At 40.6% G+C, this 13368-nt stretch carries 12 protein-coding genes; 7 read left to right on the plus strand and 5 right to left on the minus strand.

Annotation, left to right across the window (positions count from 1 at the left end; genetic code table 11):
* Positions 1-389: 389 nt before the first annotated feature.
* From WKT12_RS09225 to dinB, 4 genes are all read right to left on the minus strand, one after another.
* Positions 390-1628, minus strand: coding sequence for a clostripain-related cysteine peptidase (locus tag WKT12_RS09225; RefSeq protein ID WP_340319505.1), 1239 nt, complete (start codon positions 1626-1628; stop codon positions 390-392).
* Entirely contained in the window at positions 1619-2026 is a 408-nt protein-coding gene (locus WKT12_RS09230) for a hypothetical protein (RefSeq protein ID WP_021971285.1), read from the minus strand. The genes WKT12_RS09225 and WKT12_RS09230 overlap by 10 nt, the downstream gene beginning before the upstream one ends.
* Before the next feature lie 167 nt (positions 2027-2193).
* Positions 2194-3054 (minus strand): sigma-70 family RNA polymerase sigma factor, encoded by an 861-nt coding sequence (locus WKT12_RS09235; RefSeq protein ID WP_021971286.1) that lies wholly within the window; start codon positions 3052-3054, stop codon positions 2194-2196.
* Between the two features lie 201 nt (positions 3055-3255).
* Entirely contained in the window at positions 3256-4356 is a 1101-nt protein-coding gene (gene dinB / locus WKT12_RS09240) for a DNA polymerase IV (protein ID WP_340319506.1), read from the minus strand.
* 110 nt (positions 4357-4466) lie between these two features.
* Between dinB and WKT12_RS09245 the strand changes: the two genes are divergently transcribed.
* Genes WKT12_RS09245 through fmt form a run of 3 tightly spaced genes read left to right on the plus strand, consistent with a single transcriptional unit; the run spans position 4467 to position 7829 of the window.
* A complete protein-coding gene (locus tag WKT12_RS09245) occupies positions 4467-5030 on the plus strand; it encodes an L-threonylcarbamoyladenylate synthase (protein WP_340319507.1) in 564 nt (187 codons plus the stop codon).
* Between the two features lie 12 nt (positions 5031-5042).
* Positions 5043-6842: a chloride channel protein gene (locus WKT12_RS09250; protein WP_021971290.1), complete on the plus strand. Its 1800-nt coding sequence runs from the start codon at positions 5043-5045 to the stop codon at positions 6840-6842.
* 15 nt (positions 6843-6857) lie between these two features.
* Positions 6858-7829, plus strand: a complete 972-nt coding sequence (gene fmt, locus WKT12_RS09255) for a methionyl-tRNA formyltransferase (RefSeq protein WP_340319499.1) — start codon at positions 6858-6860, stop codon at positions 7827-7829.
* Positions 7830-7895: 66 nt separating this feature from the next.
* Here fmt and WKT12_RS09260 read toward each other — a convergent pair whose 3' ends face one another.
* On the minus strand, positions 7896-8636 hold the full coding sequence (locus WKT12_RS09260) for a NigD1/NigD2 family lipoprotein (protein ID WP_021971292.1): 741 nt from the start codon (positions 8634-8636) through the stop codon (positions 7896-7898).
* Between the two features lie 159 nt (positions 8637-8795).
* On the opposite strand from WKT12_RS09260, the gene WKT12_RS09265 reads away from it, so the two are divergent.
* From WKT12_RS09265 to WKT12_RS09280, 4 genes are all read left to right on the plus strand, one after another.
* Positions 8796-9347, plus strand: coding sequence for an RNA polymerase sigma factor (locus tag WKT12_RS09265; RefSeq protein ID WP_340319508.1), 552 nt, complete (start codon positions 8796-8798; stop codon positions 9345-9347).
* Positions 9344-10645 carry an outer membrane beta-barrel protein gene (locus WKT12_RS09270; RefSeq protein WP_340319500.1) on the plus strand — a complete coding sequence of 434 codons (1302 nt, stop codon included), beginning with the start codon at positions 9344-9346 and terminating at the stop codon, positions 10643-10645. Before WKT12_RS09265 ends, WKT12_RS09270 begins: the two co-directional genes overlap by 4 nt.
* Before the next feature lie 80 nt (positions 10646-10725).
* Entirely contained in the window at positions 10726-11385 is a 660-nt protein-coding gene (gene rpe / locus WKT12_RS09275; RefSeq protein ID WP_340319501.1) for a ribulose-phosphate 3-epimerase, read from the plus strand.
* A 7-nt stretch (positions 11386-11392) separates the two neighbouring features.
* On the plus strand, positions 11393-13354 hold the full coding sequence (locus WKT12_RS09280; protein WP_340319502.1) for a ComEC/Rec2 family competence protein: 1962 nt from the start codon (positions 11393-11395) through the stop codon (positions 13352-13354).
* Positions 13355-13368 lie beyond the last annotated feature (14 nt).

Here is a 13368-nt window from a genome sequence, read left to right on the forward strand (position 1 = left end):
TTATTTTAGCAAAAGCAACATATCCGGCTCTTTTTGGGTACAGTAGGGTATGAAATTGAGTATAATTTTAGTGTTATAATGTTGATGCAAAAGTAATCAAATTAGTCCAAAAAAGCCAAATAAATGTAAATTTTGTGGACACACTTTAGAGGAAATCTATAAAAGATTATTCAGACAATTGAGGAGCTTGCAGAAAAAGGAATCTTTATGGCAAGGCATTGTGCTGCTGCATTGGTATCTGAAATCATGACAGAAGACAAACAGCCTACTGTCCATTTTATGATAAAACTAATAATAAGCGAAAGTTTTACAACTTATAGTACAATGTAGTAGTCCTCTTCCTGCAATGATGCTGCAATTATAATTGCAGCACTAAAGAAGTGAATTGATTATGGCTGAAGTTCATTCCATCCGGCAGCATTATACCATGCGATGGATGACTGACAGTATCTGTCCCACGTATAGTTGATATTCTTACCCGGAAGATACATACCCATACCACAGAAGCGGTCTGGATCAATTTTCAAGGTCATGAGTGGATATTCTTTTCTATCCAGACAGTCTTTGGCGATCACAGCTTGGTCGATACTGCTCTGTATCGATGCTGGAATATTACCTCCGTTCAGTTGTGAAATGAAATCGATTACATCAAATGAAAAATTTTTGTAATCTCCATAGCCATATTGCTGAACCTGTGTATAGTCGATAGTCTGTAATTCCGACTGGTGACTGGTGAGTTCTGTCTGTATGGCTTGTGCCATATTTCCCATTGCTGTACAATCTACCGCGGCATATGTTCCCCACCAATTATTTTCTCTATTATATTGAGCTGTTTCGTTGCATATTTCTGCATAATCGATAGAGTCATCATAGAGATTGATGAAGAAACGATCGTAAGGAAAACCTGCGACAGGAGTTTCCATTACAGAAGCTACGCAATAGTGAGTTGCGTTACGTAATTCGTAAAAAACTTCCGCTGTACCCATCATACACGCATCGAATAACGTAAATTCAAGATTACCGGAAGGAAAACTCTGTTCCAATGTACTTGCAAGTTCTGGAATATCAATGGTATTGCTTTGTATACCGTCCCAACCAAACGAGCGGGTGTTTGCTGCATTAGGAGAGGGAAGCCAGCCACTGGCATGAGATCCGAAAATTAACCCGTAAGATTGAGCCGGAGCTATGTCCTGCATCATACGTAAATTTTCTTTCATGATGGAAGGATTGGTTGCAATGCCAAGTAAGGCTTGATGATGCTTAGCCTGTGCTATGATATTTTCTTTGGTGAGAGAAGTCCCTTTTAATATCTCCTGACCATTTATCTTTCCATATCCGTCAGTCTGAAATTCCAAAATTTCAGCAGTATCCAGATATTTGTTACTTGCATATGGTTTATAATAGACAACAAGTGTGCAGGTATCTTGTGCTGTAGACAAACTTTCGTACATCCATTGTACATTGTCCATGATATAGTTGTCGAGATTATTATTGGCTATTAAATAAGCAAGTACTACACGCTTGGCACGCGCAGATTCGTGGTATTCGGGAATCTCATCGGAACGGCGTTTAAAGCCAGTATCGAAATGAGATATAGCAAGACTTTCTTCATGCGTAATTAATATAATTCGGCTTTCTTAAATGTGAACTCAGGATCTACATCAAGTACTACGATACTTTTATTTTTCTGATATTTTTGTTTTAATTTGCTTATTTCCTTCTGTAGGTTCTTTTTCTTTCGGTTATAATAAACAAAGCAAGTACGGTTTTTCAATTTTTTATTTGATTCCAGATAATCTTTCAGTTGCATGCTGTATTCTGCACGTCCGGAAAGTAATCCTTTTTCATCAACAGCAGCACTGTCTACATATTGGATATTTGTAAAGTAAACTAATGAGTCGGAAAATGATGCTGAAACTCCTGTGATGTATACACCATACTTATGTTTGTCTTTCGGTGCTTTTGCCAGTGCAGGAAGAACCACTGATGCAATAAGTATCAGGCAAAATAATTTGAAATATTTCATAATTTAATAGTTTTGGTCACAAAAATAGACAATTACACTCATATACGAAAAAGGAATGAGGAAAATTAACAAAGAAAAACGCATTGTTTAGAAAAACAAAAGATGCAATAGTGTGGCGCGCTGCCCACTGTTGCATCCTGTTTTTTTCGGAAACGATCCTTATCTTATTACCCTAAATAAGATTTGAGCAACTTACTACGAGAATTTTGTCTTAATCGTCTGATGGCTTTTTCTTTAATCTGGCGTACGCGCTCACGAGTGAGTCCGAATTTGTCGCCGATTTCCTCCAACGTCATTTCCTGCGTGTTAATACCGAAAAACATCTGGATAATATCCTTCTCTCTTTCGGTTAGCGTAGAAAGTGCTCTGTCGATTTCCCTCGAAAGTGATTCATTAACCAAGGAACGATCCGCCATAGGGGAGTCGTCGTTTACAAGAACATCCAGCAAGCTGTTGTCTTCTCCTTCTACGAAAGGAGCATCTACAGAAATGTGGCGTCCTGAAACTTTCAGCGTATCCGAAATTTTATCTACCGGAATTTCAAGCTCATCGGCAAGTTCTTCCGGAGAAGGGCGTCGTTCGTTTTCTTGTTCGAATTTAGAGAATGCCTTACTGATTTTGTTCAGTGAACCTACCTGATTCAATGGCAAACGTACGATTCGAGATTGTTCTGCCAAAGCCTGAAGAATAGACTGGCGGATCCACCATACAGCGTAGCTGATAAATTTGAAACCACGAGTTTCGTCAAACTTCTCTGCTGCCTTGATCAAGCCTAAGTTTCCTTCGTTGATCAAGTCCGGAAGGCTCAAGCCCTGATTTTGGTACTGTTTGGCTACTGATACTACGAATCGCAGGTTAGCACGTGTTAGTTTCTCTAAAGCAGCACGGTCTCCCTTACGAATACGCTGAGCGAGTTCTACTTCTTCTTCGACGGTAATCAGGTCCTCACGACCGATTTCCTGCAAATACTTGTCAAGAGAAGCGCTCTCTCGGTTAGTGATACTTTTGGTAATCTTTAATTGTCTCATTATTATACACCGAATTTGGCTACAAAAATACGAAAAAACTTTCGTATATACGACTTTCTATTAAGAAAGATTAAACATAAAATAAAATATTAATATAAATGGATATCATTATCTTCATAAGATTGCTAATATTAGCAATGCATTGGTAGTAAAAAACTTCAGATTTTTTTTCTGTGTAAGCTGAAAATGTAATGGCGATTGCTAATCTTTAAAGTTTAAGCTTAGTTGTATGTATGCCGTTATATTTGAGTTCGTTGTATTAGAAATATCCTCTTTGGGGTTGGATACGGAGAGTCCTAATAAACGAATTGGACGTTTTTCAAAATTCACTCCTGACAACAATTGTTTTGCTAACGGTAAGATATCTTGTAAAGTATGCAATTGCGTATTTACGCTTATGCTGCGAGTAATTTGTGTGAAATCGTAGAATTTTACTTTCAGGGTAAGTGTACTGCCGCGGAAATTCTTTGCTTTTAATCGTTCTGCCAATTCGCAGGCTACGTGATAAAGCTCGATAATCACTGACGACTTCAGTGTAATGTCTTTTTCCAATGTGTGTTCGCATCCGATGGATTTGCGTATTCGTACGGCTTCTACGGGGCGTAGGTCTATTCCTCGTGCAAAATCATAATATATTTTTCCTGCCTTTCCGAATTGCCTTGTCAGCATGTCCAAAGAACAGTTGCGCAGTGTTGTTCCATTATAGATACCTAATGTGTGCATCTTCTGGGCTGTGACCGGCCCGATGCCCCAGAAAGCCTCTATCGGCAGTCCGGCAATAAATTCTTCGGCCTGGTCGGGGTGTATGGTGCATAGTCCGTCGGGTTTGCGCAGGTCGGATGCTATTTTGGCCAGAAACTTGTTGTACGATACTCCAGCGGAGGCAATCAGATGCAACTCTTCCCGGATACGCTGCTTGATTTCGCGTGCAATGTCTACGGCCAGTTCAATTCCTTTTTTGTTTTCCGTTACATCGAGGAAGGCTTCGTCCAGTGATATCGGTTCGATAATGTCGGTGTATTCATGGAAAATGTCGTGGATTTGTGCCGATACCTGTTTATATACTTCCATTCTGCCCGGTACAAAGATCAGTTGCGGGCAGAGTTTTTGTGCCTTGACAGACGACATGGCAGAACGTACCCCGTATTTGCGCGCTTCGTAGCTTGCTGTTGCAACTACACCACGTTTCTCGGCATGACCTACGGCTATAGGCTTTCCTCTCAGCTCCGGGTTATCGCGCTGCTCGATAGATGCATAAAATGCATCCATGTCTATGTGTATGATTTTGCGGTTGGTACTCATGTCGGTATAACACTCTTTCATGCAAATTTAATGAAAGTTTTTTGGGCTATCATAAAAATCATTTGTACTTTTGTGATGCTTTGAATAAACTAGCGAGAACGTTCATTATGATGAAAGATGAAATTAAAAAGGCATGTGAAGTCATGCAGAAAGGTGGCGTAATACTTTATCCCACCGATACAGTGTGGGGAATAGGTTGTGATGCGACCAATGAAGAGGCTGTAAAACGTGTGTACGAAATTAAGCGAAGAGCTGATAGTAAGGCGATGCTGGTACTTGTCGACAGCCCGGTGAAAGTAGATTTTTATGTTCGTAATGTACCTCCTATAGCATGGGATCTGATAGAAATGACAACTAAGCCCCTTACAATTATTTATGATGGCGCACGTAATTTGGCTCCTAATCTGCTGGCTGAGGACGGTAGTGTCGGAATACGTGTGACAAGTGAGGCATTCTCAAAGGAACTTTGTTTCCGCTTCCGTAAGGCAATCGTTTCAACATCGGCTAATATTAGCGGACAGCCTGCACCTGCCGTATTCAGCGAAATAACTGAAGAAATAAAGAATGCTGTAGATTATATAGTCGATTTCCGCCGTGAAGAAACAGGCCATCCCAAACCATCCAGCATCATTAAGTTGGGTGAAGGAGGAGTAGTGAAAGTCATAAGAGAATAAAATACATAGTTGATGAAAACATCGCAAGACAAATTTGATTTGCTTCAGCGTTTCATCCAATGGCGGGAAAAACATATCACGAATAAACAGTTTGTCCTGATATTAAGTTTTCTCGTAGGTATTTTTACAGCATTAGCTGCTTATGTGCTGAAGTTCCTGGTAGAATATATAAAGGAGTTCCTGACGGAGAATTTTGACCCGATGGGTGCTAACTGGTTGTATCTGGTTTATCCGGTTGCAGGTATTTTTATTACCAGTCTGTTTATTCGGAAAGTGGTACGTGATGATATCAGTCATGGTGTGACTAAAATTCTGTATGCCATATCACGTAAACAAAGTCGTATCAAGCGGCATAATATCTGGTCGTCTGTTTGTGCTTCTGCCATAACAATTGGATGTGGTGGTTCTGTCGGAGCAGAAGCACCTATCGTATTGACAGGTTCGGCTATCGGTTCTAATTTAGGTAGTATTTTCCGTATGGATCATAAGACGCTAATGCTACTTGTGGGATGCGGTGCTGCCGGAGCTGTTTCTGGAATCTTCAAGGCTCCTATAGCCGGGCTGGTATTTACTTTGGAAGTGCTAATGATTGATCTGACAATGGCTTCGCTTCTTCCATTGTTGATTACGAGTGTAACAGCTGCTTCTGTATCTTATTTATTGTTAGGTACGGAGGCTATGTTCCAGTTTCATCTTGATTATCCTTTTTCCCTGGAGCGTATACCCTATGCCATTGGATTAGGTATATTTTGTGGACTGGTTGCCTGGTATTTTACTCGTTCCATGAACTGGATAGAGAACATATTCCGGCGTTATTCCAATCCGTATGTAAAATTCGTTATCGGTGGTGCAATGCTGAGTATCTTGATCTTTCTTTTTCCACCGTTGTATGGTGAAGGATACGATACAATCAGTCTGTTGCTGAATGGAGAAACTGCTGCTGATTGGAATACGGTGATGAATAATTCATTCTTTTATGGTCATGCCAATTTGCTGGTAGTGTATTTGGTGCTCATAATTCTGTTTAAGGTTTTTGCATCAAGTGCTACCAATGGTGGAGGTGGTTGTGGTGGTATCTTTGCTCCGAGTCTGTTCTTGGGATGTATTGCTGGTTTCGTCTTTTCATATGTCTGTAATGAGTTTCATATAGGCAATACTTATATTCCGGAGAAGAACTTCGCTTTGATGGGAATGGCTGGTTTGATGTCTGGAGTCATGCATGCTCCTTTGACAGGCATTTTCCTGATAGCTGAACTGACCGGTGGTTATGATCTCTTCCTGCCCTTGATGATTGTTTCGGTTTGCGCGTATCTGACTATAATCGTATTCGAGCCTCATAGTATTTATTCAATGCGTTTGGCAAAGAAAGGAGAACTGATTACTCACCATAAGGATAAAGCAGTTCTTACTTTGATGAATATGGAAAGTATCGTTGAAACCGATTTTCTGAAAGTTCGTCCGGATATGGATTTAGGTGAGATGGTAAAACGTATTTCGCAGTCCAGTCGTAATCTTTTTCCGGTAGTCGATGCCAATGATAGGCTGATAGGTATTGTTGTGTTGGATGATATTCGTAACATTATATTCCGTCAGGAATTATATCATCGCTTTCGAGTAGAAAGTTTCATGAAGCCTCCTACAGCTCCTATTATCAATACTGATTCGATGGAGGTAGTGATGAAAAAGTTCGATACGACCGGTGCATGGAACTTGCCTGTGGTGGATGAAGATAATAAATATATTGGCTTTGTGTCTAAATCGAAGATGCTGAATACCTATCGTCAGGTACTGGTAGATATTTCAGCGGAATAAAAAAAGCAGAATATTATGGATAAAAAAGACTTGAGAATTGTATATATGGGTACTCCCGAGTTTGCTGTGGAAAGCTTGAAAAGGCTGGTAGAGGGAGGATATAATATCGTTGGCGTAATTACGATGCCTGATAAACCAATGGGGCGTCATGGTAGTGTCTTACAGCCGAGTCCCGTAAAACAATATGCAGTTTCACAGGGATTGAAGGTTCTCCAGCCTGAAAAATTGAAAAATGAAGATTTTATAGCCGAACTCCGGGGATTGCATGCCGATTTACAGATTGTGGTAGCATTCCGTATGTTGCCGGAAGTTGTATGGAACATGCCTCGTTTGGGAACATTTAATTTACATGCTTCTCTATTGCCTCAATATCGTGGAGCGGCCCCGATTAACTGGGCTGTGATAAATGGAGATACGGAAACTGGTATTACGACCTTTTTCCTGAAGCATGAAATCGATACAGGGGAGATTATCGATCAGGTACGTGTTCCTATTGCTGATACGGATAATGTGGAAATGGTTTACGACCGTTTGATGCATTTGGGAGGTGATTTGGTATTGAAAACAGTTGATGCAATATTGGAAGGCAATGTAAAGACGACTCCCCAAGATGAACTTGCAAAAGTGGAAGAACTTCGTCCGGCTCCGAAAATATTTAAGGAAACATGTCGTATAGACTGGATGAAAGGAGTGAAACGGGTATATGATTTTGTGCGTGGTCTTTCTCCTTATCCGGCAGCGTGGACGGAGCTTTGTCAGGAGGGACTTGCTCCTGTAATGTTGAAAATATACGATACAGAAAAGCAATTCTGTGAACATTCATTGACACCGGGAAGCATCGTAACTGATGGTAAAACTTATTTCAAGATAGCATCAACAGATGGATATGTAAATGTCCTTTCGTTGCAACTGGCTGGTAAAAAACGTATGAATGTACAAGATTTCCTTCGTGGGTATCGTCATGCAGAAGGAGCATGCGTTAAATAATAAAATACCATTCAGAACAGCCTGGAAGAGGATAAAGGCTGTTGCTGAATGGTATGAGATATAAACTTAGAAACAACAAGATTCTATCGTTTGTGAGGGATTTTCTTCTGTCTGTGTCCCTTGTGAGTTTGACTTTACTACCCATTCTGCACGTTTGTTTGCTCCACTATTATAAATGATTTTAAATCCTTTACATTGGGTATTGTAATCAGGAATACTTTCGAGTGTGTATGAAACAATTCCCCAAAGGTGCTCTGTGTAAGTATCTCCTTCATTATTGTGCCTGAATTCTACTTGTAATAATCCGTTTTCATCTAATTGTGTATCAGCATTGAGTACAAGACTGATTCGATGACTGATGTTTGTGCTGCCATAATATTCGTATTGAATATTCAAGTGTTTTGAACTGAGTGAGGAAGCGGTTATTTGAATCGGATCGTTACCATAAATATCTGCTGATCCTGCTTGTCGCAAATCGTCAGCCTTTTTGGTTAGAACTTTATTTACTCGGATCAATTCGACCGACGTGCTGTTCGATTCATTTTCTGTTGCACTTCCCGCATATTGGAATACAGTCAGTACTCTTTGTCCGGTAGAATCTGTTTGAGTTGAAGTAATAAATCCAGGGTTGATAGGTATCAGTAATCCGTATGAGTCCGATTCTATCTTTATGTCTTTTCCATCGGCATTTACGGTTCCAAGAGTGGAGTATACTATTTCAGGCTCGTTGTCATTCAGGCAAGCCGAGAAGAGAGTACAACAAAATAATATTCCAATAAGGTGGTAAAAATATCTTTTTCTTTTCATGGTTATTATTCTTGTTTTATTTCATATATAGAATGTATAAAATAACTTTTTACTGCATGCCTGATTGTTAAAAACACTTTAAGTGGAATTTTATTCTCCAAGATGTGCAGTATTTTTGCCTTTGTTACATTTCATAGTAAAATGCAGATGAAAGCTGATATATCGGAGGAAGAATTGTCGTTACTGTGTCAACGGGGAGATATGCAGGCGCGCCGCACGCTGTATGAGCGTTATGGTGGAGCGCTGATGGCTATATGTCTTCGTTATATTGGAGATCGTGAAACGGCGGAAGATGTCTTGCATGATGGATTCCTTCGGATTTTTCAGTCAATAAAGCAGTTTACTTATCAAGGAGAAGGCTCACTCAAGGCTTGGCTTTCGCGAGTGATGGTAAATGAAGCATTAGGATACTTAAGAAAAAAAAGCGCACAAGTACAGCAGGAAGTCTTGATGACGGATATTCCCGATGTTCCTGATACCGACGATAGTGATGTAAATGATATACCTCGTTCGGTTTTGATGAAATTTATATCAGAACTTCCTGAGGGCTATCGTACCGTATTTAATTTGTATGTTTTCGAAAATAAGAGCCACAAGGAAATTGCTTCATTGCTTGGGATAACAGAACATACTTCATCATCACAATTTTACCGTGCCAAGAGTTTATTGATAAAGAAAATAAATGAATATAGAAAAAAGGAACTAAGATGAAAGAGAATGATAAATGGGTAGAAAACCTTCGAAATAAGCTGGAGGATTATTCTGAACCGCTTCCTGATGATTTGTGGGGAAGATTGGAGGAGGAATTGTCTGCACCACGCGTCATTCCGATGTGGAGGACACGCCGCTTTGTTGCTGCGGCTGCCGCTGTAGCGGTTATAGCTGTTTCGTCGCTGACGTTCTGGTTTATAAATTCTTCTACAGCCGATTACGTGCGTGATAAGCAATCGTTGGCTGAAGAGCTTGGGCAACAGCAACACGCGGCAACAGATATTCTTTCAGAATTACCGGAAGAAGAACAACCTTTGACGGCTTCTCGTCCGGTACTGGCTGCTACAGTTCCAGTGTTGGATGAAAGAAAAGAGGCGATAGGAGGGACAATTGAAGAAACGAGTGAAGAAATATTACCGGAAGGCGAACGGGAAAGCATTGGGGAAGAGAATAAGGAAGAGGAAAATACTCAACGTACTGTAGTAGGTCACGATGACTCAGAACAACATAACCGTGCTTATCGTACGTTGGAAGCAGATCGCCGTCAGTTACAGCGAAATCAAGAAATGCTGGCTTCTATAAAAACTGATAGGAACCGTAAATGGTCGGTTGGATTGTCTGCTGGAAATACACCGTATGCTTCATCTCGTTCGTTTGAAGGTATGAGTCGTCTGAACACTCGTTCATTATATGCCAGCCCTATTAATATGGCTGCTGTATCGGAAGACGATCATCAGACAGCTTACAGTCAGGTACTGTTTAATAACCGTGATCGCAGCGCTACCACCAATGTACATCATAAGATGCCTGTTACGGTTGGAGCTTCTGTAAAGTGGCATATAACTGAAGCATGGGCAATAGAGTCGGGCTTGAACTATACGATGCTTTCATCCGAATTGCATTCGGGATCGGGCTCCTATCTGGAAGAAGAACAGAAATTGCACTATATAGGCATTCCGTTGAAGGTGCACCGGGCTATATGGGATAACCGTTGGTTCTCATTTTATGCCTCAGCGGGAGGAATGGTCGAGAAATGTGTATCAGGAAGTGTAGATGTTGTATATGTAAATGGTACTTCCAATCGTGATATGGAGCATAATTCATTAACTGTAGATCCTTTGCAATGGTCATTATCGGCTGCGGCAGGCGTTCAGGTTAATTTTACGAAAAATATCGGATTGTATGCCGAACCTGGTATTGCCTATTACTTTGACGACGGCAGTCAGGTGGAAACAATACGTAAAGAACATCCGTTCAATTTTAATCTTCAGTTTGGATTACGTTTCAGCATTAAGTGAAAAAGACTGTTTTTACATTCATTGTAGTTGATATTCCATAAAAATACTTACCTTTGTTTTTGGAATGACACGTTTGTAATATGAAAAATGAATTAAAAATATCACCTTCCCTTTTGTCTGCCGATTTCGGAAATTTGAAAGATGACATTATTAAGGTAAACCGTAGTGAGGCCGACTGGTTGCATATTGATATTATGGATGGAGTATTTGTACCGAATATCTCCTTCGGATTTCCAGTATTAAAATATGTAGCTGAATTGAGTGAAAAGCCGCTCGATGTACATTTGATGATTGTACAGCCTGAGAAGTTTATTCGTGAAGTGAAAGAACTGGGTACGATGATGATGAATGTACACTATGAAGCATGTACACATTTGCATCGTGTCGTACAACAGATTAAGGATGCGGGTATGCAGGCTGGGGTAACCTTGAATCCGTCTACACCGGTATCGATGCTTGCTGATATTATTGGCGACGTAGATATGGTCTTGTTGATGAGCGTAAATCCGGGGTTTGGAGGTCAGAAATTTATTCCACATACATTGACGAAGGTGCGTGAGTTGCGCGAATTAATAGAACGTACGGGTTCGGATGCTTTGATAGAAGTAGACGGTGGAGTGAACCTGGAAACAGGTGCTGAGTTGGTAAAAGCGGGTGCCGACGTACTGGTTGCGGGCAATGCCGTGTTTAAAGCTCCAGATATGGAGGATATGATTCACCGTTTGAAAAGTCTAAAATAACAAGTTTGTGAGTTCTCGTTTCACATTTTATCCTCTCTTCCGGTTGTCGGTTGTACTGGCAACCGGAATTTTTTTATCCTATTTGTTGCAGGCAACGGACGAATGGGTGCCTGCACTTCTCTTTTTATTTGTTCTCTCAGTTCTCCTTTGTCTGTTGTCTTATCACATAAATTCTTATTCCCGTCGTTTTGTCTTTGGTTTATCTGCAGCAGGTAGTTTTATGCTTTTAGGAGGAATCTTGTATATTATAGCTTGCGATAAGGTAGATTATCAGTGGCCGTCAGCAGAATCTGTTTATATAGGAACCGTAACAGATATTCCTCATCGTAAGGGAAAGACTATACAGGCAACGGTAAGTGTGGAACACTTGAAAGATACTCTTTCGCATGAATGGAAACAGGTAAATCGAGAAATTATGCTTTACTGGATGCCTGATTCAGTCCAGTCATTAAAGTGTGGCGATCGTATTTGTTTCTTCTCACGGATACGTAAACCTGCTTCCGATGTCGATTTTTCAGGTTTCGATTATGGACGCTATTTGGAAATACAGGGAATTAGTGGAACAGCGATTGCTTATGCCGGACATTGGAAAAAACTTTCACAGGCAGGTAATCCGACATTTACTCAACGTGCTTTATTGCTTCGGGAACAAGTGGTTGCTATATATCGTTCCTGGGGACTGAGCGAAAATGTTCTTGCCGTGGTATCGGCTCTTACTGTAGGCGACAAGGCTGAATTGACCCAAGATTTGAAGGCTACATACAGTGCAGCAGGAGCCAGTCATATACTGGCTCTTTCCGGGCTTCATATCGGCATTCTTACAATGATTTTTTCTTGGTTGCTCTATCCTTTACGGTATGTGCGAGGCGGAAGATGGATTATGGGAGTCAGCCTTGTTCTCATGTTGTGGGGATTTGCTTTTCTTGCAGGGCTGAGTGCTTCGGTTGTGAGGGCTGTAACCATGTTTACGATTTATACACTGGCCTCAGTTGTTTCCGAAGAACGTTTCTCTGGCTTTTCTGCACTTTCATTAGCAGCCTTTCTGATGTTGCTTTACCAGCCGATGTATTTGTTCGATATTAGTTTTCAGCTTTCCTTTGTTGCAGTATTTTCCATTCTTTTGTTTTATCCTTTACTCAGCCGTCTGCTTCATCCCCGCAGCAAGATCGTGAAATATATTTGGAATATTCTGTCACTTTCAATGGCTGCCCAGCTTGGAACCTTACCGTTTGTTCTTTACTATTTCGGCGCATTTCCGGCATACTTCCTGCTGGCCAATCTGGTTGTTGCTCCGCTTTCCATTTGTATCTTGTCAATTACACTTTTGGCGTTGTTGCTTTCCGTATATACTCCTTGGATAGGAAACTTTGTAGCACAGGGAGTGGATATCGCTGTACGGATACTAAATGGAGCTATGGAACAGATACAGCATTGGTCGGGGGCTCAGATTACATCTGTCTATATTTCTGGCTGGCAGGCGGTTTTGCTGTCAGTTTTGTTGTTGGCATTGTGGCAATATTGGATCAATCGTCGTGCTCGCGGATTGATTGTTTTCTTACTCTGTTTGAACGTACTCCTTGTCAGTTTTGTCGTCAATTCCATAAAGGATACGGAAGATTATCTATACCTGACACGAGCTGGTATATATACCAAACATGACAGGCAGATAAACGAATTGTTTGCTGTCTCACATATATATAAAGTAAAACATATATGTGTGGCTCTTTTAGATGATGGTAAATGGAAAAATCAGCAGACACATCATCCTTTATCTGTCGATTATGTATATATCTGCCGCGGATTCAAAGGTTCCTTAAACGATATTGTTTCGCTATTTCATATTGGTCGGGTTATACTTGATGGATCGTTAAGTGAAAGTTATCGGGAAAAATTAAAACGTGAGTGTGAGGCTGTCGGACTTGATTACATGGATATCTCCGAGAAAGGTTCTTATGCTATTCTTCTGTAGATTAAGAATTAATT

The organism is Phocaeicola sp. HCN-6420, from assembly GCF_037890145.1.
Lineage (GTDB): Bacteria > Bacteroidota > Bacteroidia > Bacteroidales > Bacteroidaceae > Phocaeicola.